This window comes from Roseivivax sp., assembly GCF_054552075.1.
The window spans coordinates 102,943-126,118 of sequence record NZ_JBTOLZ010000002.1 but is presented as its reverse complement, the minus strand read 5'-3'; the positions used below and the strand labels follow the sequence as shown (position 1 = coordinate 126,118).

Genomic DNA, 23,176 nt, shown 5'->3' with positions numbered 1-23,176 from the left:
CGGGCGCAATTGGTGGGACGGTCTGCGCGTCATTTGGGCGGGCGGGGACGTTTGGTGTGGGGGCGTGGGGGGCGCGGGATTGGAAACCTGACCGCCTGGACCTCGGACCGGATCGGCCTCTGAACAGATCGCTCCTGCGCCCACACCCACACCCAACCACACCCCCCAATTCCCCCGCCCCCTTGATCCAGGTCAACGCGCGCCACCCGCGGTCCCGCCATAACGGCCCGGCGAACAGGACGTGAGACCATGAGCACTGAAGACACCTCCCTCTACGCCGCGCGCGAGCCGATCTTCCCGCGAAGGGTCTCCGGCGCCTTCCGCCGGCTGAAATGGCAGATCATGGCGGTGACGCTGGCGATCTACTACGTCACCCCCTGGCTGCGCTGGGACCGGGGGCCCGCGCTGCCCGACCAGGCGGTGCTGGTCGATCTCGCGCATCGGCGCTTCTACTTCTTCTGGATCGAGATCTGGCCGCACGAGTTCTACTTCGTCGCGGGCCTCCTGATCATGGCCGGGGTGGGGCTCTTCCTCTTCACCGCGGCACTCGGGCGGGTCTGGTGCGGCTATGCCTGCCCGCAGACCGTCTGGACCGATCTTTTCCTGCTGGTCGAACGCTGGGTCGAGGGCGACCGCAACGCCCGCCTGCGCCTGCACCGCGCGCCCTGGAGCGCGCGCAAATGGCGGCTGCGGCTGACCAAATGGGCGCTCTGGCTCGCCATCGCGCTGGCGACCGGCGGGGCCTGGGTCTTCTATTTCGCCGATGCGCCGGGCCTCGCGCGGGACCTCCTCACGCTGGAGGCGCCGCCAGTCGCCTGGGCCTCGATCGGGGTCCTGACCTTCACCACCTTCACCTTCGGCGGCTTCATGCGCGAACAGGTCTGCATCTACATGTGCCCCTGGCCGCGCATCCAGGGCGCGATGATGGACGACGGCACGCTGACGGTGGCCTACCGCGATTGGCGAGGCGAGCCGCGCGGGCGCGGGCTGAAGCGCCAGGCCGCCCCCGCCACCCGCGCCGCGGGGCCGCGGATCGGCGGGCGCTCACCGCTCCTGCCGATGCCCAATCGCGACGGCGCCGCCCGCGCCACAACCGCCCGCGACACCCCGCCCGAGGCCCCCGCCGGCGACTGCATCGACTGCAACGCCTGCGTGAACGTCTGCCCCATGGGCATCGACATCCGCGACGGCCAGCAGATGGCCTGCATCACCTGCGCGCTCTGCATCGACGCCTGCGACGAGGTCATGGCCCGGATCGACCGGCCGCGCGGGCTGATCGACTACCTCGCCCTCGAGGACGCCCCGCGCGAGGCCGCGGGCGGCGCGCCGCGCCCGGCCTGGCAGCATGTGCTGAGGGCGCGGAACCTGGTCTATTTCGCGCTCTGGCTGGCCTGCGGGCTGGCGCTGATCGCGGCGCTGATGCTGCGCCCGACGCTGGAGCTGACCGTGGCGCCGGTGCGCAACCCAAGCTTCATCACCCTGTCCGACGGCAGCATCCGCAACGCCTACGACCTGCGCCTGCGCAACCGCGAGGGCGTGCCGAGCGCCATCGCCCTGTCGCTGAGCGATCCCGGCGCGCTGTCGCTCGAGGTCGAGGGCGCCGAACCCGGCGCCGTGGCGATCCGCGCCGACAGCCAGCGGCTGATCCGGGTCTATGTCACCGCGCCCCCCGGGGCGCCCGCCGCAAGCGCCGACCGCAGCGCGCTCAGCATCGAGGCCCGCGACGTCGAGACCGGCGCCACCGCGCGGGTCGCCACCACCTTCAACGGAGACACCCCATGACACCCGCAACCCGCCCGCTCACCGGCCGCCACGTGCTGATGATGTTCCTCTGCGGCTTCGGCCTGATCATCGCGGTGAACGTGACCTTGGCGGTCCAGGCCGTCGGCACCTTCCCGGGCCTCGAGGTCGCCAACTCCTACGTCGCGAGCCAGAGCTTCGAGGCCCGCCGCAGCGCCCAGGAGGCGCTCGGCTGGGAGGCCCGCGCGACCTACGCCGAGGGCGCGCTGACCCTGCGCGTGACCACCCCCGAGGGCCAGCCCGTTCCCCCCGAGGGCTTTACCGCCCGGATCGGCCGGCCGACCCATGGCGGCGCCGACCGGCAGCTGGCCTTCGACGCCGCGGGCCGGGCGCGGGTGACGCTGGAGCCCGGCCTCTGGCGGCTCGATCTCGCGGGCGGCAGCACCGAAGCGCCCTTCGTGCAAAGCCTCTCGCTCCGGGTTGCGCCGTGACCGCGGCCTGTCCCGCCTGCGTCGGCGCCGCCGAGATTGCCCGCGACAGCGCGGCGCGCGGGGCCGCGCCCGAGGCGCTGACCCTGCATCTGCCCGACATCCATTGCGCCGCCTGCATCGCCTCGGTCGAGGCGGCGCTGGGCGCATGGCCCGGCGTCACAGGCGCGCGGGTGAACCTCTCGCGCCGGCAGGTGGCGATCGAAGGCGCGGATCTCGCGCCCGAGCCCTTGATCGCGGCGCTGGCGGCGGCGGGGCACCGGGCGCAGCAACTCGACCCCGCGCGGCTCGCGGGCCAGGACCCGGTGATGCGCGACCTGATCATGCGCACCGGCGTCGCGGGTTTTGCCATGATGAACGTCATGCTCCTGTCGGTGGCGGTCTGGTCCGGCGCGGCAGAGGTCACCGCGCAGCTCTTCCACCTGGTCTCCGCCGCCATCGCCCTGCCGGCGGTGGCCTTCGCCGGGCGGCCCTTCTTCGCCGCCGCGCTGAGCGCGCTGCGGGGTGGGCGGCTGGGCATGGACGTGCCGATATCGCTGGCGATCCTGCTGGCCGCGCTGGTCTCGCTGATCGGCGCGCTGCAGGGCGCGGACCGGCACAGCTGGTTCGACGCGGCGCTGGCGCTGACCTTCTTTTTGCTGATCGGGCGCACGCTGGATCACGCCGGGCGGGCGGCGGCGCGCTCAGCGGCGGCGGAGCTCGCCGCGCTGAGCGTGCCGCAGGCGGTGCGTCTGACGGACACCGGGCCCGAGGTCGTCCGCGCCGAGGACCTCTGCCCCGGCGACATTATCGCCCTGCGCCCCGGCGACCGGCTGCCCGCCGACGGCATCGTGACCGAGGGGCAGAGCGACCTCGACCGCTCGGCCCTGACCGGCGAGAGCGCGCCTTTTGCCGTGGGCCCCGGCGCCGCCGTCTCGGCAGGCGAGGTGGCGCTTTCGGGCGCGCTGACCCTCAGGGTGGTGCGCGCCGGGCGCGACGCCGCGCTGGCGCGTCTGGCCGAGCTGGTCGCCACCGCCGAGAGCCAGCGCACCCGTTTCGCCGGGATCGCCGATCGCGCCGCGCGCGCCTATGCGCCGCTGGTGCATCTTCTGAGCCTCGCGGCCTTCCTCGCCTGGTGGGCCCTGACCGGCGACGGCTGGCGGGCAGTCGACGTGGCCATCGCGGTCCTGGTCATCACCTGTCCCTGCGCCCTGGGGCTCGCGGTGCCGGCGGTCTCGGTGGTGGCGACGGGGCGGCTCTTCCGAAAGGGCCTTCTGGTGAAATCGGCGACCGCGCTCGAGCGGCTGGCGGGCGTGGATATGGTGGTCTTCGACAAGACCGGCACGCTGACGACCGGGGCGGCGCGGCTGCGCGGCAACCCCTCCGATGCCTCGCTTGCGCTGGCGGCGGGGCTCGCCGCGACAAGCAGCCATCCCTATTCCCGCGCGCTGGTCGCCGCGGCCGAGGCGCGCGGGGTGATGCCGCGACCCGTCACCGAGGCCCGCGAGATCCCCGGGCGCGGCATCGAGGCCCAACACGACGGCCAGCGCGTGCGGCTTGGCCGCCCCGCCTGGATCGGCGCCGAGGGCGAGGGCGTGGCGCTCGATCCCGGAGAGGGCGCGCCGCTGCTTTTCACCTTCGAGGAGGACCCCCGCCCCGAGGCAGGCGCCACGGTGCGCGCCCTGCAGGCGCGGGGCTTCGAGGTGGCGCTTCTTTCGGGCGACACCGAGGGGCCTTGCCGCCGCCTCGCCGAGGCCCTGGGCATCATCCGCGCCGAAAGCGGCATGACACCCGAGGGCAAGGCCGACTGGATCGCCGCGCGCGGCGCAGAGGGCCGCCGCGTGCTGATGGTCGGCGACGGGCTCAACGACACCGGCGCGCTGACGCGGGCCCATGCCTCGGTGGCGCCGGGCTCGGGGCTCGACGCGGCGCGCAACGCCGCCGACGTGGTGCTTCTGTCGGGGCGGCTCGACCTGATCCCCGAGCTCCTGGCGATCAGCCGGGCGGGGCTCGGGCGGATGCGGCAGAACGTCTGGCTCTCGGCGGCCTACAACATCGTGGCGGTGCCGGTGGCGCTGGCCGGGCTCGCCACGCCCTTTCTCGCGGCGCTGGCCATGTCGGTCTCCTCGGTCAGCGTCTCGCTCAACGCGCTTCGGAGGATGTGATGAACGTGCTGGTGGTGCTGATCCCGGTCTCGGTGGGCCTGGGGCTTCTGGGGCTCGGAGGGTTTCTCTGGACGCTCCGGGCGGCGCAATACGAGGACGCGGAGGGGGACCGGCACCGGATCCTCGACCCGCGCTGGGACGAGGCGCCGAAGGGGTGAGCCGGGGCTGCGTCGCCACGGTTATTGACCGCGAAAGTGGGCGCTTCAGTCTTCTTTGACCGCACCGGGCAGGGCGGGCGGCGGACAGCTTGCGCATGGCCGGGCTCCTGAATGCAGTCGCTCAGATCGCTTCGGACCCCATCGGGCGGGGCAGGCCCCTCGCCGCAGGGTTTTCACCGCCCAGCCCCCTGACATGACGCGCGGCCACCCAGCCCGCCGCGCCTTAACTTATTCTTTTTGTCGGGATTGACGATCCGACTAAAACAGTCGACTATCCCCGCACCGCCGGGCGCCGCGCCGGCGGTTCGAACCGGGGACAGATCCATGACCAGACCGCTTGCCACTCCTTGCGCCGCGCCATCCTCCGCGCCCCGCAATCGCGCGCGGGCCGAGCGTCACGCCTGCCCGGAGCGGCCCGAGACCTGCTGGTGCGAGGTGCTGACCTCGGCGCTCGAGGCGGGCGGGCCCTCGGACACCCCGGTCGAGGCGCTTGCCGACCGGCTCGGAACGCGGCCATGACCAAGGAAGACAGCGATCCCATGTGCCCCAGCGACACCGATCCGGCGCCGACGCCGGTTTACGACGCCCGCCGCCTCGTCGGCAGCGATGCCTGCGCGCGGCTCGTCCTCGACGGGCAGGTCTACACCCTGCGCATCACCCGTGCGGAGAAGCTGATCCTGACGAAATGACCCCCCCGAAGGGCCGCGCCTCCCGCGCCCGGCCCCGCATCTTCCCAGCCATCGGCGCGCCCCGAGGTCGGGTGGCGGACCGGAGGCGCCCCGCAGGGTTCCCTCGCCCCGCGCGGCGCCCCCGGGGACCGGCCCGGCCCGCGCCCCCAGCGAGGTTTCCCATGAGCAAGATCCCCAGCCCCTGCATCGACGTCTGCAAGTTCCGCCGCGAGGGCCACTGCATCGGCTGTTCCATGACCAAGGGTCAGAAGAAGCTCTTCAAGTCCCTGAAAAGCAACAAGCACCGCGAGGCTTTCCTCACGATGCTCGTGGCCCAGCAGGAGAACATGGGCAAATACCGCGCCTGGGCCCCGGCTTATGAGAAGCGCTGCGCCAAGAAGGGCGCGCGCCCGAAGCTGGCGCTGAGCGCCTGAGGGGGTGCGGGCAGGGCGCCCGGTCGGGGCGCCGCCCGAAATCCGAAGGTAGAGCCACTGGCTTAGGTCGTGGCCCTGCGCAAGCGCGCCGCCGGGGCGCTGCCCGAGATCCGAAGGTAGAGCTCCCCGGCCTAGGTCGTACCCGTGTGCGAGCGCGCCGCCGGGGCGCCCCCCGACCAGTCAGGCCGGGGTCGCCGCGCGGCTCTCAGCGCAGATGCGCCCGCAGGAACCAGGCGAATTTCTCGTGCGTCTGGCCGCGCGCGATGCAGAGATCCTCGGTCAGCGTGTCGCCATGCTCGGCGGCCAGCTCGCCGCAGCCCGCGAGCGTCGCGGCCAGCGTCTCCTGGGCGACCAGCATGGCCTCGATCATCTGCTTGTCGCTGGCGGTGCCGGAATGTTCGGCCACCTTGGAGGCCTCGACCATGCCGGCCAGCGTCGCCTCGACATGCACGTCGAGCGCGCGCATCCGCTCGGCCAGGTCGTCCTGGGCCTCGAAGTGATCCTCGTAGATCATCTGGAACAGCTCGTGCAGCGGCGCGAAGGCCATGCCGGTGACGTTCCAGTGGAAGTTCTGCGCCAGCATGGTGGTCACCGTGGTCTCGGCGACCGATTGCTGCAGCGCCGCTCCGATGGCGCTTTGCGCGTCGGGGGTCAGGGAATGTGCGGTCTGGGTCATGACATCTCCTTGATCTGTCCTGGCTCGGGGCTGGCTGGCAGGTCCGCTGGCTCGCCCGGCATTATTTGGGGCATTGGCCGGGAAGAACAATGGAGAGATTAGAATAATTCTAAACGGGCTGGAATTCCGCCGCCACCGCGCGCACCAGGAAGGCCAGGTTGCGCCGCGCCGCATGGGGCACCCGGGCGCGGATCAGGAACTGGAAGCTGTCCTCGTCGCCCGATTGCGCCGAATGGGCGAGCCGCGCCAGCCAGGCCTCGTCGAACGAGACCTCCCGCGCGCCGGGACGATAGAGGACGGGCCGCTGGCCCAAGGCCTGGGCGAGCCCGCGCACCAGCGTCTCGGCAAAAGCGCTGCGGGCCACCGTGCGGTCGGTGGAGAGCACCGCGCAGGCCTGGAAGAGGTCGCTGCGCGCCGCCGTCCGGCAGCTCAGCGCGGTGACCCGCAGGTGGTTCAGAAGCGGCCGCATCGGCTCGGCGATCGGGGCGGGGCGCGGGGCCGGGTCGAAGGGCAGATGCTCGAGCTTGAGCGGCACCATGGGTGGGGTCCTCGAAGGCTGTGGGGCAGGCGGCAGGTGGGGCGCCGCTATGGCTGACAATAATTGTAGGGTATGGCGGCTGCAAGGGCAGGGCGCGCGCCGAGATGCCGCGGGGGGCTCGGAGGTGGTGCTTGGCCCGGGACAAGGTCGGACGGTCGGTTGCCACGTGCCGCCCCGCTCCCTCCGTCACCCCCGCCCGCCGCGCAGCCGCAGGAGCGTCACCAGGAAGAACCCGCCCCCGAGCAGCGCCGCGATGGTGCCCGCGGGCAGCTGCATCGGGTAGAGCAGCACCCGCCCCAGCCAGTCCGACACCACCATGAGCACCGCGCCGATCACCGGGGCGGCCAGCACCTGCGGCCCGGCCCGGCGCGCGCCGATCAGCGTCGCGAGATGCGGCGCGAGAAGGCCGACGAAGCTCACCGGTCCCATGACCGCCGTGACCAGCGCCGCCAGCGCGGCGGCAGCGGCCAGGCAGCCGGCCCGCGCCTTGGCGATGGCCAGCCCGCGCGCCTCGGCCACCGCGTCGCCCGCCGCGATCAGCGTCAGCCAGCGCCGCCCGGCCCAGGCGGCGGCGACGCCCGCGAGGCTCACGCCCGCAAGGCTCAGCGCGCCTCCGGGCGAGACCCGGTAGGTCGAACCGCCGAGCCAGCCGAGGATCGCGAAACTGTCCGCCGTGCCCGCTGCCAGAGCGATCTTCACCAGCGCGTCCAGCACCGCGCCGAGCGAGATCCCGACCAGCGCCACCACCATGGGCGCATTGCCGTGCCGCCGCACCAGCGCCAGGAGAAGCACCATGACCCCGAGGCTGCCCGCCAGCGCCACGCCCGCGCCGACGCTGTGGATCGAGACCCCGGTCAGCAGCGTCACGAGCACCAGCGCGAAGCTCGCCCCCGAGGACATGCCCAGGACCTCGGGGCTGGCCAGCGGGTTGCGGATCACCCGTTGGAGGATCACCCCCGAGAGCGCCATGGCCGCGCCCGCCCCGGCGGCACCGAGGATGCGCGGCCAGCGGAACGACAGCGTCATCGGCTCGGGCCAGGTGAGCCGCCAGCCGCCGGGCCCCTGCGCCAGCGCCAGCGCGAGGACCAGCGCGCATCCCGCGCAAAGCGCCAGCGCGGCCAGGGCGGCGGGGCGCAGCCGGGCGGGGCCCTGCGGCATCTCCAGCGCGGCGTGATCGGCGGCCCCGAGCCTCCGGCGCAGCAGCAGGACCAGCGCGGGCGCGCCGCCGAGCGCGGTCAGCGCGCCGGTCGGCACCATGTCGGGCAGGGCGCCGCTCATCAGGACCGCCGCGAGGTCCGCCCCGGTCAGGAGCGCCGCGCCGATCAGCGCGCTGGCGAGGATCTCCTGCGCGGGACGGCGCGCGCCGCAGGCCCGCGCGAGGTTCGGGGCCAGAAGGCCGATGAAGCCGATCATGCCGACCGCCGCCACGCTGACCGCGGTCAGGAACAGCGCGATCAGCGCCAGCCCTCCGAGCCAGGGTGCCAGCGACAGCCCGCGCGCCTCGGCGCCGCCCGCGCCCGCCCGCAGGAGCCCCAGCACCCGGAGCCCCGCCAGCGCGCCGAGCGCGGCGAGCCCGAGGCGCGGCAGGACCCAGGTCAGGCTCGCCCAGCCGCTTTGGCCCAGGTCGCCCGCGCCCCAGACGAAGAGATGGCTGAAATAGGGACTCTCAAGGAGCACCAGCGCGCCCGCGAGCGCCCCGAAGAGTAGGTTCACCGCCATGCCCGCCAGCACCGCGCGCAGGCCCAGAAGCCCGCGCAGCCCCGCGATACCCACGACCAGCGCGAAGGCCAGGCAGGCCCCGGCGAGGCTCACCCACTCCCGCGCGCCCGCGACCAGCGCCGGGGCGGCGAGCGTGGCGACCACCACCGCGAGCCAGGCCCCCGAGGCCGCCCCGAGCGTCAGGGGCGAGGCCAGCCGGTTGCCGGTGATCTGCTGGAAAAGACTGCCCGCGAGCCCCAGCGCCGCGCCCACCGCAAGCCCCATGGCGATGCGCGGCAGGACCGCGTGGGTGACGCGGATCTCGGCGAAGCTCTGGGCCTCGGTGCCGGTCAGAAGCGCCAGGAAGCGCGCCGGCGCGATCTCGATCCGCAGGAGGAGGTGCCCCGCGACCAGCGCGAGGGTCAGCGCAAGAAGCCCCGGCAAGGGCAGGCGGGCGGGCCGGGCGATCATTCCGCCAGCGCCAGAAGCGCGTCCGACAGCGCCCGCGCGTGGCGCAGGAGCGAGAGGTAGCCGCCGTAGCTCCAGACCGGGCCGGCCTCGGCGTAGCGCCCCGCGGCGACGGCGGGCAGATTTTGCCAGAGCGGGCTTTCGAAGACCTGCGCCCCGGCCATGTGGGGGCGGATGGCGATGATCGCGCCTTGCTCGACCTCGGCGAGGGCGTCGAGGTTTTTCTGCGCCACGCCCCAGCGCGAGGGCGGCTGCGGCAGGGCATTGGCGACGCCGAGCGCCTCGAGCGCGGCCGTGGGCACGGCGTTCTCGCCGTAGACCCAAAGCGTCGCGGCATCGTTGAGCCGGATCACCGCGGTGTCGGGCGGGGTGCCGGCATAGGCCCGGGCCAGCGCCTCGGCGCGCCGGGTGATCTCGGTTTCCATCTCGGAGAGCAGCCGCTCGGCGCGGGCGGTGCGCCCGGTCAGGAGCGCCAGCTCGAGGAAGATCTCGCGCTGCGCGGCGAGGTTGTCGTGATCGGCCGACCAGGCGTCGAAGACCAGGACCGGCGCGATGGCCTCCAGCCGCGCGACCTCCTGGGCGGAGAGATCGGCGGCCACGATCGCCTGGGGTTCGAGGGAGGCGATGGTCTCGAGGTTGGGCGCGCTGCGCAGCCCGATGTCGGTGACGCCCTCGGGCATGGCGGGCGTGCCCACCCAGTCGCGGTAGAGCGTCAGCTCCGGCGCGCCGAGGGGCGCGATCCCGAGGTCGAGCAGCGCCTCGGCCAGCGCCCAGTCGAGCACCACGATCCGCGTGGGCGGCGCCTCGAAGCTCTGCGGGCCGCGCCGGTCGGTCACACTGACCGGGCCATCGGCGAAGGCGGGAAGCGCTGCGGCGGAGAGCGCCGTGCTGAGCGCCAGGAGCAAGGCGCGGAGGAGCGCGCCTGCGCTGCGATGCGGTGTGCGCGCGCGGATCATTCCGCCGCCTCGGGGTCGAGCGTCACCAGCGCCCCGGCCATGGCCTCGGCCAGCTCGGCGATGGAATAGGGGCCGCCGAAGGTCCAGACCGGCCCGGCCTCGGCGAAGCGGCCCGCGCGCACGAAGGGCATGAAGCCCCAGAGCTCGCTGCCGTAAAGCGCCGCGCGCTCGGGGAAGGGCACGAAGTTCACCACGGCGGCGCGTTCGAAGCCTGCCAGATCCTCGACCGGGCGCTGGGTGAACCCCCATTCGGTGGGCTCCCCCGGCGCCGGATGCTCGAGCCCCATGGCCCGGAGCGCCGCCAGCGCCATGCCGTTCTCGCCGTGCACCCGCACGGTGGTCGCGGTCAGCAGCCGGATCGGCAGGACCGCCGGCGGGGCGCCGTCGAAATGCGCGCGCACCCGGTCGCCGGCGGCGCGGGCGCGGGACGCGACCTCGCTCAGAAGCGCCTCGGCCTCGGCCTCGCGTCCGAGCCGCTGCCCGAGGTCGCGCAGCGCCGCGCGGGCCACCGCGGCGTTGTCCTGGCCGGCGTCGAAACCCTCGACAAAGGCGACCTCGGCGATCTCGCGCAGCGCGGGCAGGAGGTCCTCCTGCTGGTCCGAAGCGAGGATCAGGTCGGGCGCGGCGGCGGCGATGGCCTCGAGGTTGGGCTCGGGGCGCAGGCCCATGTCGGCCACGCCCTCGGGCAGGGCCGGGGTGCCGACCCAGCGCGCGTAGCGCGCCACATCGGCGACGCCGACCGGCGTGACGCCCAGGGCCACCAGCGTCTCGGCCTGGGCCCAGCTCAGCGCGACGATGCGCTCGGGCGGGCTGTCCTGGGCCAGCGCGGGCCGCGCCAGCGCGGTGAGGCAGAGCAGGAGGCAGGCGGCGAGGCGGAACATGTCAGGTCTCCTTGCGGATGGGGCGTGGCGGTCAGGGTCGGGGCGGAGGGGATCAGGGGCGAAGAGGATCAGGCCACCACCGCGACCGGGCCCGAAGGCCCGTCGAGCAGCGCCATGTCGATGTCGAAAAGCGCCCGGAGCGTGCCGGGCTCGAGGAAGTCGCGGGGCGGCCCGTCGAAGGCCAGCCGCCCGCCGCGCAGCGCCAGGACGCGGTCGGCGAAACGCGCGGCGAGGTTCACGTCGTGCAGGACCACGATGACCCGGCAGCCGCCGCGGGTGGCGATGGCGCGCAGAAGGCCCATGACCTCGTGCGCATGGGCGAGGTCCAGCGCCGCCGTCGGCTCGTCGAGCAGCAGGATCGGCGCCTCCTGCGCGAGCAGCATGGCGATCCAGGCGCGCTGCCGCTCGCCGCCGGACAGATCGTCGGCCAGCGTCTCGGCCAAGTGGGTGACGCCGGTCTCCGCGAGGCCGGTCTCGACCGCCTGACGGTCGGCGGGGCCCCAGCGTCCGAAGGCGCCGCGCCAGGCGAAACGGCCAAGCCCCGCCAACTCGCGGGCGGTCAGCCCGGGCACCTGCGGCAGCACCTGCGGCAGATAGGCGACCTGGCGCGCGAAGGCCCGCTGCGAGGGCGCCGCGATGGGCGCCCCCTCCAGCGTGATGGACCCGGTGTCGGGCCGCGCCTGCCGCGCCAGGAGCGACAGGAGCGTGGTCTTGCCCGAGCCGTTCTGGCCCAGGATCGCCGTCAGCCCCGCGCCGCCGAGCGACAGGCGGTCGATGCCCAGCACCTCCCGCCCGTCGTGGCGCCGCGAGATGTCGCGCAGCTCGAACATCAGAAGGTCATCGTCCCGGTCAGGGTCACGCTGCGGCCCTGGCCCATGTAGCAGGCGCCGGTCCCGCAGAAGGAGACGACCCGCTCGTCGGTCAGGTTGCGCACGTTCAGCCGCAGGTCGAAGTCGCCCTGCGACCAGCCGAGCGCCGCGTCATAGACCGTCGAGGGCGGGGTGCGCTGGCTGTCGGTGCCATCCCATTTCTCGCCGGTGTGGCGGACCCCGGCGCCGAGGCTCCAGCCGTCGAGCGCGCCGCCCTGCGGACGCCAGTCGACCCAGAGCGAGCCGAACTCCGAGGGCACCTGCGAGATCCGGTCGCCCGAGGCGTTCTCGGTCTCGAGCCAGGTGTAGCCCGCATCGACGAAGACATCGCCGAAGTGATGCTTGGCCCCGATCTCGATCCCGCGCGAGGTCGCCTCGCCGGTCTGCACCTGGAAGGCGGGGTTGTCGGGATCGGTCACCGCGAGGTTCGACTTCTCGATGTCGAAGGCCGCGAGCGTCAGCAGCGTGTCGCTGCCCGCGGGCTGGTATTTCAGACCGATCTCGTATTGCCGCCCGCGCGTCGGCTCGAAGGCATTGCCCTGGGCGTCCTCGCCGACGACCTCCTGGCGGAAGCTCTCGGCGTAGCTGACATAGGGCGCAAGCCCGTTGTCGAAGCGGTAGAGCAGGGCGAGGTTGCCGGTCACCGCGTCATCGCTGGCCGCCACCGCGCCGTCGTTGAAGGTGCCGGTGGTCTCGCCGGTCTCGATCATGCCGTAGCGCAGGCCCGCATCGAGATGCAGCCGGTCGTTCCAGCGCGCGTTGGTCTGCAGGTAGACGCCGGTCTCCTCGACCGTGTTGGCCGGGCTGTCGGTCACATCGCCGATGGTGACGCCGGTGTAATCGGGATCGAAGGGATCGATCGGCCCGTTCTGCATCCCGTAGGCGGTGTCGCTGTCGTAGGTGGCGCGGGTATAGGCGGCGCCGATCAGGGTCTCCATCTCCCAGCCGAAGAGCCGGTAGTCGGCCCGGCCGGTCACATCGATGTTGAAGGACTCCAGCGTGTTCTCGGCCTTGTAGACCGTGCGGTCGATGGTGCCGTCGGCGTTGTAGCGGGTGGGGTAGTCGTCGAAGGCCCACCAGGCGTGGCGGTAGTCGGCCTCGGCCCAGGTGTAGCGGGCGCGGGCGTCGAGCGACCAGACGTCGCTGAAGCGGTGCGAAACCAGCCCGGTGACGCTGGCGTGTTCGGCGTCGAAGCGGTCGAAGCCCGGCTCGCCGACGAAATAGCCGCTTTCGAGCTTCTTGCCGTTGGGCGCGTCGTAAAGCGTGCCGTAGATCGAGCCGAACTGGATGTCCGGGGTCGCCTCGTTCTTCTGATACCGCGCGAGCAGCGTCACCTCGGTGTCGGTGCTCGGCCGCCAGGTCAGCGAAGGCATGAGCGCCAGCGCGTCGTCTTGCGAGTGCTGCACATGGGTCTCGGCGTCGCGGTAGAGCCCGACGAAGCGATAGGCGAGCCGCCCGTCCTCGGTCAGGTCGCCGCCGACATCGAGGCCGATCTGCTTGCGCGCGTGGTTGCCGAAGGAGAGCTGCGCGATGCCCGGGCTGTCCTGCGCGGCGGTCTTCGATGTGGTGTTGACCACGCCGCCGACCTCGCCGTTGCCGTAGAGCCCCGAGGCCGGTCCGCGCAGCACCTCGACGCTTTCGAGCAGGAAGGGCTCGGGCTTCACGTCGTTGTAGAATCCCTGCCGCGAGATCAGCCCGTCGTGAAAGGTCGTCGGGTCGAAGCCGCGGATGTTGTACCAGTCCGAACGGGCGTCGTTGCCCCATTGCCCAGCGTTGACGCCGGTGGCGTAGCTCAGCGCCTCTTCGACGTCGGTGGCACCCCGGTCCAACATCTCCTGGGCGGTGACCACATTGACCGAGCGCGGGGTCTCGGCGATGGGCCGGTCGAAGCGGGTGACCCCGCGGGTGTCCAGCGCCACGGGGTCGCCATAGACCCGGGCGCCGCTGTCGTCCTCGACGGTGATTGCCTCGAGCGCGATATCCTGAGCCAAAGCCGGACCCGCCGCGACAAGCGCGCAGACCGACAGGCTCGAGTACATGCGGTGCATGTCCCTCTCCTTAAGCAGCTATGTTCTGATTGTGCCTGGCGGGTCGCTTGGCGAGGCTTGCCTAGAGTTGTTGAGTAAAGTTGTCAAGAATGTGTCTCGATCCAATAGGCACCGATGTAGCGTTGGCGTTTCTCGACCCCCGGCGCGGCGCGCAGGAGCTGGCGGGCCTCGGCCGTGCGGGTCTTCTCGGCGGCAAACCAGAGGAAAGCCTCGGGGCCCGAGGGCAGGGGCGCCTCGGCCAGCGCCGCCAGCAGGTCCGGGTCGCCCTGGTCGCGGCAGAGCCAGCGCAGGGTGAGGCCCGAGGGCGGGCTCAGGGGCTGGATTTCCTCGGGGCTTTGCACCTCGATCAGGCAGGTGCCGCGCGCTTCTTCAGGCGCGGTCTCGAGGATCCGGGCCAGCGCCGGCAGGGCGGTCTCGTCTCCCGCCAGAAGCCAGTCCGAGCCGCCCGGCAGCCAGCCGCCGCCGGGCCCGCTCAGACCCACGGGTGCGCCGAGCGGCACCTCCTCGGCCCAGCGGCAGGTGCGCCCGCGCCCGTGCTGGAAGATGTCGACGTCGAGCCAGCCGGCCTCCGCGTCGATCGCCCGGATCGTATAGGCGGGCAGGTGCAGCGCATCGGCGCCCTCGGGCCAGATCGTGCGGCCGTTCTCGCCGAGCCGGGGCCAGACCGGCGCGCGGCCCTCGGGCGGGATCATCAGCCGCAGGTGCAGCCCCGAGCGCGCGAAGGGCGCCAGCCCCTCGGCCCCGAGCCGCAGCCGCAGGAAGCGCGGGGTGACGCGCCGCCGCGCCAGCACCCGGGCGATCCGCACGTTCGGCGGCAGGCCCTTCTGTGGCGTCGCGGCGCCTTCCCATTGCAGCGCCACCGGCTGGCCCGCCAGCGCGTCGAGCCGGGCGCAGAGGCTTTCGCGCAGCATGTGCAGGTTGCCCGCGTCCTCGGCCTCGATCTCGATCCGCAGCCCCTCGGGCGCGCAGCGGAAGCGCAGCATCCCGATGCCGGTGTCGCAGTCGAGCGCGGGGCCGGGGCGGGCGGCGACGGCCAGCTCCTGCGCCGCCATCTCCCGGTGCACCCGGTCGATCAGCGCGGCGGGGTCGGGCTGGGCCCAGGTGGTCACGAGGGTGTCGAGGGGCATGGCGCTCTCCGGTCGGGGCAGGGCGATCAGCCGTTGAAGCGGATCGGCAGGGTGAAGGTGTAGCTCGCCTGGGTCAGGCCCTCGGGCGCGGCGGGGAAGCTGGCGCGGCGCACGGCCTCGAGCGCGGCCCGGTCGAGCGCCGCATCGCCCGAGGAGCCCGCGAGCCCCACCGCCTGCAGCCGCCCCGCGCGGGTCACGGTGAGCCGCACGGTGGCGGTGCCGGTGACGCCCCGGGCGCCGCCCGGGTAGCGCTTGCGCCGCTCGACGCTGGCGCGCACCTGGCCGCCCCAGCGGGCGGTGAGGCTCTGGCGCGCCCCGGCGCTGAGGGTGGCCTCTTCGCGGGTGGTTGCCGCCCCGGCGCGGGTGCCGCCGCCGCTGCCGGCGGCCCGTTGCGCGGCGCTGTCCCGGGCGGATTGCCCGGGGTCCGGCGCCTGCGCGCGGGTCGCCTGGCGCTGGGCGGGCTCGGGTGCGGGCTCCGGCTCGGGCTCCGGTGCGGGGCGTTCGGGCCGCAGCGCGGGCCGCTGGCCGACGGTGGTCGGCGCGGCGCTGTCGGGGGCGGGTTGCGGTTCGGGTTGGGGCTCCGGTTCGGGCTGAGGCTCCGGTTCGGGTTGAGGCGCCGGGGTCGGCTCGGGCTCTTCTTCCCGCTCCGGTTCTTCTTCCGGCTCCTTCTCCGGTTGCGGCTCCGTTTCGAGCACCTGCGTCGGCTCTTCTTCCGGCACCGGCGCGGCCTGGGGAGCGGGCTCCGGGGTGACCTCCTCCGGCTCAGGCTCCGCCTCCGGCTCGGGCGGCGGCGGGCGTGTGTCGCGCGCGGGCAAAGCGTCGGGCCGGGGCAGGTCGGGCAGGGCGAGGCCCGCCGTCGCCTCGGGGCGCGCCGGGGCGCTCGGCCCCTCGGGGGCCGCGAGGGCTGGCGCGCGGGTCGGTGCGGGTGGCTCGGGGGACGGCGCGGGGCGCGGGGCGGGCGCCTCGGTGACCTCGGGCGGGCGGTCCCATTCCGCGACAAGCTCCGCCAGCCGCGCTTCGGCGGCGGCGAGCGAGAGCTGGCTTTCGCCGCCGTCTCCCGCCGCCTCGATGCCCGCGCTGCGGTCCCGGGTCAGCGCGAAAAGGCCCGCGTGCAGCCCGAGGGCGAGGGCCAGGAAGGCCGTGGTTTCCAAAAGCCGCCTCATCGCCGCGCCGTCACCAGTTCGACGCGGGCGAGCCCGATCGCGCCGAGATCCCCCATGACCTCGGCCAGCCGGGTGGCGGGCAGGCTTCGGTCGGCGCGCAGGAGCACCTCGGGGCCGCCTTCGGCACAAGGCGCGGGGCAGTCTTCGGCGCGGGCCTCTTCGAGCGCGGTGAGCGCCGCCGCGCCGCGCAGCTCGCGGAAGGCCAGCTCGCCCTCGGCCGAGAGGTAGAGCGTCAGCACGCCTTGGGCCTCGGCGCCCTCGGCGACCTCGGGCGGGGTGACCTCGAAGGGCTCCGGCGGGGCGATCCGCGCGGTCATCAGGAAGAAGATCAGCAGCAGGAAGACCACGTTGATCATCGGCACGAGGTTCTCCGAGGCGCGGCGGCGCGGGGGCGGCTCCAACCTCATGGCGCCTCTCCGACCAGCACGAGGTTGCCGAAGCCCGCGGCGCCCAGGTGCTCCATCACCGCGACCAGCCGCTGCAGCTCGGCGCCCGCGGCGGGGCGCAGGATCACCGTGTCGGCAGGGCTCTCGACCAGCGGTTCGAGCGCGCCGGGCAGGGCGTCCAGAGCCAGCGCCGTGCCGTTCAGCCGCAGCGCTTCGGGCGCGACCTCGACCAGCCGGGGCGGACCAGACCAGCGCGCCTCGGGCCCGCCCCCAGCGGTGGCGAGCGGCAGCTGCAGCTCGGTGCCGAAGCGCGAGGCGAGCATGAAGAACACCAGGAGCAGGAAGACCACGTCGATCATCGGCGTGAGCGAGGGGCGGCGGCGCGGCGGCGGATCACCGAAGGTCATGGCACCTCACTCCGCGGCGTGGCGCACCGGGGCGGCGGTGCGGTCGGGTCCTTGCGTGCGCAAGCGCGTGGCGAGGTCCTCCATCTCGTGGCGCAGCCGGTCGGCCACCGCCTCGAACCAGGTCAGCGCCGCCGAGGCCGGGATCGCCACCGCCATGCCGGCGGCGGTGGTCAGGAGCGCCTCCCAGATGCCGCCGGCGAGGGTGGCGGGATCGGCGCGGCTGCCGGCCTCCTGCAGGGCCTGGAAGGCGGCGATCATGCCGAGCACCGTGCCGAGCAGCCCCAGGAGCGGCGCGATGGTGGCGATCAGCTCGAGCGGCCTGAGCCCGGCGCGGGCGCGGGTCAGGAGCGCCTTGGCGACGCGGGTCGTCTCGGCCTCGGCGGCCTCGGGCGGCAGCGCGGGATCGGCGAGCGCCTGCATGGCGGCGCGGACGAGGACGGCGCGGCAGCTCTTGCGGCCCTCGAGCAGGAGGTCGGCCTCCGCGCGCTGGCCCGCGCTCCAGAGGGTCACCGCCCGGGCCGCCCGCCGCCCGCCCGACCAGGCGCCGAGCAGCGCCAGCCGCCAGGCCTTCCAGAGGATCAGCGCCAGCGTCAGGACCGAAAGCGCGGCGATCAGCCAGATCACCGGCCCGCCCTGGCGCAGGAACTCGGAGGCGAGGGCGCCCTGGGCGGAGAGGCTGGTCGCAAGCGCGGAAAGATCGGGCACGGGCGCGGGTCCTTCTGTGGGCCCGCCGAAAGGGCGCGCTTGGCCTCGGCTTTTTGAGGCAGGGCGCGCGTGGCGGGACGGGGAGGGGGAGGACCTGGCGACCGGGAGGGTTGGCTGGGTGAGGCGGTGACTGACTGTTTTTGTCAGTTATGTCAAGCGGGCGGGGGAGAGGGGGAGTGCGGTTGGTTGGGTGGGGCGCGGATTGGCGGCTTTGGTGCTGATCGTGCGCAAACGGGGACGGATGCAACGGGTCGCGCGGGAGCCACCCTCTGGTCTGCCTCCACCACGCCGAAGCCACACCTCCTGCCCTTGCCACAAGCGCAACAGCGGGCGCGCACCGGGCCGGGGGCTGGCGCTGCTGACTTCAGAGCTACGCGCTTTATCCCAACAAGGTCATGGCTAGAGACGAACTGAGCACGCCACCCCAAGGAGCGCCGGCCCAAGGGGCCGGTCCGGCGCGCGCCCGGCACCTTCGGTGCTATTCGGGCGCAAGAAGGGGAATGCATCGGGAGGCGGTTGAGCCACCGTCAGGAGTGCTCGTGACGTGGTGACGCCGCGCCTTATGCCCTCCCCACAAGCGCCCGGCACCATCGGCGCTGTTCGGGCGCAAAAGAGGGCGGGGCGCACCTCGGGCAAAGCCGCGACACCCCGACCACCTTCCCCCACGCGACCCCGTCTGTTCGTATATTGAACATCCGTTCGTGCCCGGCGATAGTGGCGCCGAACACCCCTCGCGCCCCGACCTATGGGCCGCCCCACCCGCACCAATATCACGCAGACAAAACCAAAAGGCAGGCCGACATGCAGAACCACGCGCCGATCTGGGATCATGTGGAGGCCAAGAAGGCCCGGTTCACCGAGCTCAGCGATGCGGTCTGGGCCACGCCGGAGACGCTCTACCAGGAGCACCGCTCGGCCGCGGCTCATCGCGCGGCGCTCGAGGCCGAGGGCTTCAAGGTCACCACCGGCCTCGCCGGGATCGACACCGCGGTCATGGGCGAGGCCGGCCGCGAGGGTCCGGTGATCGCCATCCTCGGCGAATACGACGCCCTGCCGGGGCTCAGCCAGAAGGCCGGGCTCGACCACCCCGAACCCGAGGAGGCGGGCGGGCCTGGCCACGGCTGCGGGCACAACCTCCTCGGCGCGGGCGCGCTCCTGGCGGCCACCGCGGTCAAGGACTTCCTCGAGGCACATGACCTGCCCGGCCGGGTGCGCTACTACGGCTGCCCTGCCGAAGAGGGCGGCGCGGCCAAGACCTTCATGGTGCGCGAGGGCGTCTTCGACGATGTCGACGCGGCGCTCTCCTGGCACCCGATGCCCTTCAATGGGATCATCCCGCCGCTCTCGCTGGCGGTCGCCATGGTCGACTTCCGTTTCACCGGGCGCACCGCCCATGCCGCCGTCGCTCCGCACCTCGGGCGCAGCGCGCTCGACGCGGTGGAGCTGATGAACGTCGGCGTGAACTACCTGCGCGAACACGTCCCGCAGGACGCCCGCATCCATTACGCGCTGCTCGACGCCGGCGGCATCGCGCCCAACGTGGTGCAGAGCCAGGCGGTGGTGCGCTACTCGGTCCGGGCGCTGAAGCGGCGCGACATGCAGAAGGTGCTCGAACGCGTCCGCCGCGTCGCCGAGGGCGCGGCGATGATGACCGAAACCAAGGTCGAGATGCATTTCATCTCGGCCATGTCGGACCTCATGGACAACCCGCCGCTCTACAAGCTCCTGCAGCGCCACTTCGAGGCGGCGGGCCCGGCAGAGCTGACGGAAGAGGATCACGCCTACGGCAAGCGCATCCAGGCGACCCTGACCGAAGAGGACATCGAGGCGGCCTACCTGGCCTTCGGCGTCACCCCGAGCGACAAGAGCATGTGCGACTTCGTGGTGCCCTACGAGACCCGCGGCGTGCCGATGCTGGGCTCGACCGACCTCGGCGACGTGAGCTGGAAGGTGCCCTTCGCGCAGCTCGGGGGCGCGACCTATGCGATCGGCACGCCCGGGCACACCTGGCAGATCACCGCCCAGGGCAAGACGCCGGCGGCGCACAAGCAGATGGTGCAGGTCTCCAAGGCGCTGGCGGGCGCGGCGCTCGACCTTCTGCGCGAACCGCGCCACCTTGCCGAGGCGCGGGCGGATTTCGACGCCCGGCTGGCGCGGGAACCCTACGAGAGCCCGCTGACGCCCGAGGCCGAACCGCGGGTGCCCTGAGACACAGCCGCAGCGCCCCGGCGCGCGTTTGAGGACAAGACGGGGCCCGCGCGGTCCCTGAGAGAACGACAGCCCCCACCGCGCGGCGCCAGGATTCGCCCGCCCGGGAGGGCAGAGACAAGGAGAGCCGATCACATGAGCCGCGAGACCGAGAAGCTGGCGCGCATCCGCGCCGAGATGAAGGCCCAGGGCGTGGGGCTCGTGGCCCTGGGGCCCGGCGCGCACATGCATTGGGTGCTCGACTGGCACCCGCATCCCGACGAACGCCCGACACTGCTTCTGATCGGCGCCGAGGAGGCCCTGGCGCTGGTGCCCTCGGTCAATGCCGAACAGTTCGGCGCGGCCACCTCAGTGCCGCTCGAGACCTGGCGCGACGAGGAGGGGCCCGAGGCGGCGCTGGCCCGGGCGCTCGACAGGCTGGGCGCGCCCGAGGTCGTGGCGCTGGACGAGACCATGCGCACCGATTTCTCCCTGCCGGTGCTGGCGGCGCTGCCGGGCGCGCGGCATGTCTACGCGGGCGCGCTGGTCGGCAAGCTGCGCATGGTCAAGGACGCCGAGGAATACGCCGCGCTCAAGGCCTCGGCCCGGGCCAACGACCAAGCGATGCAAGCGGGGATCGCCGCGCTGCGCCCTGGCGTCACCGAGAAGGAGGTCGCCCAGGCGATCCAGGATGCCTTCGCCGCCCAGGGCGCGCAGGTGGCCTTCGCGCTCTGCGCCTCGGGGCCGAACGGGGCTTACCCGCACCACAGCACGGGCACGCGCAAGCTGGAAGCCGGCGACAGCGTGGTGCTGGACATCGGCGCGAAACTGGCCGGCTGGCCCAGCGACATGACCCGCATGGGCGCGGTGGGCGCGGCCCCCGAGGGCTACGACGAGGTGCATGCGGTGGTCGAGGCGGCGCTCGAGGCAGGAATGCGGGCGGCCCGCCCCGGCGCGCGCGCCCACGAGGTCGACGACGCCGCCCGGGGCGTCATCGAGGCGGCGGGCTACGGGGAGTACTTCGTGCATCGCACCGGCCACGGGCTGGGGCTCGAGGTGCATGAGCCGCCCTATCTGACCTCGGCCTCAGAGGAGGTGCTGAAGGAAGGCATGGTCTTCTCGATCGAACCGGGCATTTATATTCCCGGCCGCTTCGGCATCCGGCTCGAGGAGATCGTGATCCTGCGCGCCGAGGGGCCCGAGATCCTGTCGGAGCTGCCGCGCACGTTGGCGGTGGTCTGAGCCCCGGGCAGGGCGGGCCAAACAGGGCGGCCAGACGGGCCGGCAAAAAGCATCTTGCCAAGCACATCTTTGTTGCGTTTATTCATTCGGACAAAAGTTCGCTCAGTGACTTTTCCGGCTGACCGAACGCAACAGGGAGATCCGGAAATTTGAAACATGCCTTTCTCACGGCCAGCGCGCTGACGCTGGCGATTGCCGGGGCCGCCTCGGCCGAAACCATCCGCTGGGCGCGCGCCGGTGACGCGCTGACGCTTGATCCGCATGCCCAGAACGAAGGCGTGACCATCGCGGTGCAACACCAGATGATGGAACCCCTGATCCTGCGCCATCCCGACGGCGAGATCGTCCCGGCGCTGGCCACCGAATGGGCCGTCAGCCCCGACTCGCCCGAGACCTGGATCTTCAAGCTGCGCGAGGGCGTGAGCTTCCACGACGGCGCCGCCTTCACCGCCGAGGACGTGGTCTTCTCCTTCAACCGCGCGCTCTCCGAGAACAGCGACATGAAGGGCATCATCTCCTCGGTCGAGAGCGTCGAGGCGCTGGGCGAGCACGAGGTGGCGATCAAGACCAAGGGCCCGAACCCGCTTCTGCCCGCGGCCATCGTGAACATCCTGGTGATGGACAAGGAATGGTCCGAGGCCAACGGCTCGGTCGAGGTCCAGGACGTCGAGGGCGGCGAGACCACCTTCGCCTCGGTCAACGTGAACGGCACCGGCCCCTACCGCCTGGTCAGCCGCGAGGGCGACGCCCGCACGGTGATGGAGAAGTTCGACGGCTACTGGGGTGCCGAGGAGTTCCCGCTGCCCTACGACCGCGTGGATTTCACCCCGATCCAGAACCAGTCGACCCGCGTCGCGGCGCTTCTGTCGGGGGATGTGGACTTCATCCAGGACGTCCCGGTGCAGGATCTCCAGCGGATCACCGATGCCGAGAACCTCAAGATCGTCAGCTCGCCGCAGAACCGGGTGATCTTCTTCGGTCTGAACACCGGCGACACCCTGGTGCATGGCGAGGGCGAGAACCCGCTGGCCGACCTCCGGGTGCGCCAGGCGATGAACATGGCGCTGGATCGCGACGCGATCAAACAGGTGGTGATGCGCGGCCAGTCGATCCCCGCGGGGGTCATCATGCCGCCCTTCGTGAACGGCTGGAACGAGGCGCTGAACGAGGTCTCGACCGATGTCGAGGCGGCCCAGGCGCTGATGGAAGAGGCCGGCTGGGGCGAGGGCTTCACCGTGCAGCTCGACTGTCCGAACGACCGCTACATCAACGACGAGGGCATCTGCCAGGCCGCCGTCGGCATGCTGGCGCGGGTCGGCGTGACGGTGAACCTCGACGCCAAGCCCAAGGCGCAGCACTTCCCGCTGGTCAACGGGCTGGAGTCGGATTTCTACATGCTGGGCTGGGGCGTGCCGAGCTACGATTCCGAGTATATCTTCAACTTCCTCTACCACACCAAGGAAGAGCTCTACGGGACCTGGAACGGCACCCGCTACTCCAACCCCAAGCTTGACGAGATGACCAAGGCGATCGCCTCCGAGGTCGACCTCGGCAAGCGCGACGAGATGATCGCCGCGATGTGGGAGATGGCCAAGGCCGACGTGGCCTACCTGCCGATCCACCACCAGGTGCTGAACTGGGCGATGACCAACTCCGTCGGCGCCGCGGTCGACCCGGACGACCAGGTGAAGTTCAAGTATTTCACCGCCGAGTAAGACGCAGGCATTCGAGCAGCAGGGCGGGGCGCTTCGGCGCCCCGTTTTGCGTTGGGGGGGGGGGGCGTGGACGCTGGCGGTTGGTCCAGGGGAGGTCGGAAGGAGGGGGCACCAAGGCCTTTCGTCGCTCCTGGGCCTGCCTTCCCACGACCAAGCCACACGCTGGAAGCTCAACGGACGGCGCGCAACAGGGCCCACTCGGTCATGATGCTCCACGGCTGCACCTGACACCTGGCGCCCTTTGCCACGCACCTTCCACTTGGAATCTCGTGCCTCACAGCTCCCGCCTGGCTCCTCCTCCCTCTCACCCCTCCCGACAGAGGGCGCGCACCGGACCGGGGGCCGGCGCTGCCGACCTCCGAGCTATGCGCTTAATGGTAACAAGGTCAGGACGAACTCCAAGCTAAGCACGCCATCCCAAGGAGCGCCGGCCCAAGGGGCCGGTCCGGCGCGCGCCCGGCACCTTCGGTGCTATTCG

General features: G+C 72.5%; 22 protein-coding genes. 10 read left to right on the top strand and 12 right to left on the bottom strand.

The genetic code is table 11. The features are described from left to right. The first annotated feature begins 249 nt into the window (after positions 1-249). From ACX938_RS02120 to ACX938_RS02090, 7 genes are all read left to right on the top strand, one after another. The gene (locus tag ACX938_RS02120) at positions 250-1,782 is read left to right on the top strand and encodes a 4Fe-4S dicluster domain-containing protein (protein ID WP_459429793.1); all 1,533 of its coding nucleotides are present in this window, start codon (positions 250-252) and stop codon (positions 1,780-1,782) included. Further along, the gene (locus tag ACX938_RS02115) at positions 1,779-2,231 is read left to right on the top strand and encodes a FixH family protein (RefSeq protein ID WP_459429792.1); all 453 of its coding nucleotides are present in this window, start codon (positions 1,779-1,781) and stop codon (positions 2,229-2,231) included. Before ACX938_RS02120 ends, ACX938_RS02115 begins: the two co-directional genes overlap by 4 nt. Beyond that, positions 2,228-4,372 (top strand): heavy metal translocating P-type ATPase, encoded by a 2,145-nt coding sequence (locus ACX938_RS02110; protein ID WP_459429791.1) that lies wholly within the window; start codon positions 2,228-2,230, stop codon positions 4,370-4,372. The genes ACX938_RS02115 and ACX938_RS02110 overlap by 4 nt, the downstream gene beginning before the upstream one ends. After that, positions 4,372-4,530 carry a cbb3-type cytochrome oxidase assembly protein CcoS gene (ccoS, locus tag ACX938_RS02105; RefSeq protein ID WP_232752153.1) on the top strand — a complete coding sequence of 53 codons (159 nt, stop codon included), beginning with the start codon at positions 4,372-4,374 and terminating at the stop codon, positions 4,528-4,530. Before ACX938_RS02110 ends, ccoS begins: the two co-directional genes overlap by 1 nt. A gap of 324 nt (positions 4,531-4,854) precedes the next feature. Next, positions 4,855-5,049: a hypothetical protein gene (locus ACX938_RS02100; RefSeq protein WP_459429790.1), complete on the top strand. Its 195-nt coding sequence runs from the start codon at positions 4,855-4,857 to the stop codon at positions 5,047-5,049. 20 nt (positions 5,050-5,069) lie between these two features. Then, positions 5,070-5,219, top strand: coding sequence for a hemin uptake protein HemP (gene hemP / locus ACX938_RS02095; RefSeq protein WP_232752620.1), 150 nt, complete (start codon positions 5,070-5,072; stop codon positions 5,217-5,219). 161 nt (positions 5,220-5,380) lie between these two features. Next, positions 5,381-5,632, top strand: coding sequence for a DUF1289 domain-containing protein (locus tag ACX938_RS02090; protein WP_232752151.1), 252 nt, complete (start codon positions 5,381-5,383; stop codon positions 5,630-5,632). 205 nt (positions 5,633-5,837) lie between these two features. Here ACX938_RS02090 and ACX938_RS02085 read toward each other — a convergent pair whose 3' ends face one another. From ACX938_RS02085 to ACX938_RS02030, 12 genes are all read right to left on the bottom strand, one after another. Beyond that, positions 5,838-6,308, bottom strand: coding sequence for a Dps family protein (locus ACX938_RS02085; RefSeq protein ID WP_459429789.1), 471 nt, complete (start codon positions 6,306-6,308; stop codon positions 5,838-5,840). A 109-nt stretch (positions 6,309-6,417) separates the two neighbouring features. Beyond that, positions 6,418-6,846: a hypothetical protein gene (locus ACX938_RS02080; protein WP_459429788.1), complete on the bottom strand. Its 429-nt coding sequence runs from the start codon at positions 6,844-6,846 to the stop codon at positions 6,418-6,420. A gap of 186 nt (positions 6,847-7,032) precedes the next feature. Then, positions 7,033-9,015, bottom strand: coding sequence for a Fe(3+)-hydroxamate ABC transporter permease FhuB (gene fhuB, locus ACX938_RS02075; RefSeq protein WP_459429787.1), 1,983 nt, complete (start codon positions 9,013-9,015; stop codon positions 7,033-7,035). After that, positions 9,012-9,968, bottom strand: a complete 957-nt coding sequence (locus ACX938_RS02070; protein WP_459429786.1) for an iron-siderophore ABC transporter substrate-binding protein — start codon at positions 9,966-9,968, stop codon at positions 9,012-9,014. The genes fhuB and ACX938_RS02070 overlap by 4 nt, the downstream gene beginning before the upstream one ends. Continuing rightward, a complete protein-coding gene (locus ACX938_RS02065) occupies positions 9,965-10,849 on the bottom strand; it encodes an iron-siderophore ABC transporter substrate-binding protein (RefSeq protein ID WP_459429785.1) in 885 nt (294 codons plus the stop codon). The genes ACX938_RS02070 and ACX938_RS02065 overlap by 4 nt, the downstream gene beginning before the upstream one ends. A 68-nt stretch (positions 10,850-10,917) precedes the next feature. After that, positions 10,918-11,679, bottom strand: coding sequence for an ABC transporter ATP-binding protein (locus ACX938_RS02060; protein ID WP_459429784.1), 762 nt, complete (start codon positions 11,677-11,679; stop codon positions 10,918-10,920). Then, positions 11,679-13,766, bottom strand: a complete 2,088-nt coding sequence (locus ACX938_RS02055) for a TonB-dependent siderophore receptor (protein WP_459429783.1) — start codon at positions 13,764-13,766, stop codon at positions 11,679-11,681. The genes ACX938_RS02060 and ACX938_RS02055 overlap by 1 nt, the downstream gene beginning before the upstream one ends. Before the next feature lie 83 nt (positions 13,767-13,849). Beyond that, a complete protein-coding gene (locus ACX938_RS02050; protein ID WP_459429782.1) occupies positions 13,850-14,893 on the bottom strand; it encodes a siderophore-interacting protein in 1,044 nt (347 codons plus the stop codon). Between the two features lie 26 nt (positions 14,894-14,919). After that, positions 14,920-16,056, bottom strand: coding sequence for an energy transducer TonB (locus ACX938_RS02045; RefSeq protein ID WP_459429781.1), 1,137 nt, complete (start codon positions 16,054-16,056; stop codon positions 14,920-14,922). Then, complete coding sequence (locus ACX938_RS02040) at positions 16,053-16,463, bottom strand: ExbD/TolR family protein (RefSeq protein ID WP_459429780.1); 411 nt, start codon at positions 16,461-16,463, stop codon at positions 16,053-16,055. The genes ACX938_RS02045 and ACX938_RS02040 overlap by 4 nt, the downstream gene beginning before the upstream one ends. Further along, a complete protein-coding gene (locus ACX938_RS02035; RefSeq protein ID WP_232752139.1) occupies positions 16,460-16,849 on the bottom strand; it encodes an ExbD/TolR family protein in 390 nt (129 codons plus the stop codon). The genes ACX938_RS02040 and ACX938_RS02035 overlap by 4 nt, the downstream gene beginning before the upstream one ends. Before the next feature lie 6 nt (positions 16,850-16,855). Beyond that, positions 16,856-17,554, bottom strand: a complete 699-nt coding sequence (locus ACX938_RS02030) for a MotA/TolQ/ExbB proton channel family protein (protein WP_459429779.1) — start codon at positions 17,552-17,554, stop codon at positions 16,856-16,858. 801 nt (positions 17,555-18,355) lie between these two features. On the opposite strand from ACX938_RS02030, the gene ACX938_RS02025 reads away from it, so the two are divergent. The 3 genes from ACX938_RS02025 (at position 18,356) to ACX938_RS02015 (ending at position 22,698) form a co-directional block, all read left to right on the top strand. Continuing rightward, entirely contained in the window at positions 18,356-19,762 is a 1,407-nt protein-coding gene (locus tag ACX938_RS02025; protein WP_459429778.1) for an amidohydrolase, read from the top strand. Positions 19,763-19,897: 135 nt separating this feature from the next. Then, the gene (locus ACX938_RS02020; protein ID WP_459429777.1) at positions 19,898-20,983 is read left to right on the top strand and encodes a M24 family metallopeptidase; all 1,086 of its coding nucleotides are present in this window, start codon (positions 19,898-19,900) and stop codon (positions 20,981-20,983) included. Between the two features lie 149 nt (positions 20,984-21,132). Then, positions 21,133-22,698 (top strand): ABC transporter substrate-binding protein, encoded by a 1,566-nt coding sequence (locus ACX938_RS02015; RefSeq protein ID WP_459429776.1) that lies wholly within the window; start codon positions 21,133-21,135, stop codon positions 22,696-22,698. The last annotated feature ends 478 nt before the right edge of the window (positions 22,699-23,176 follow it).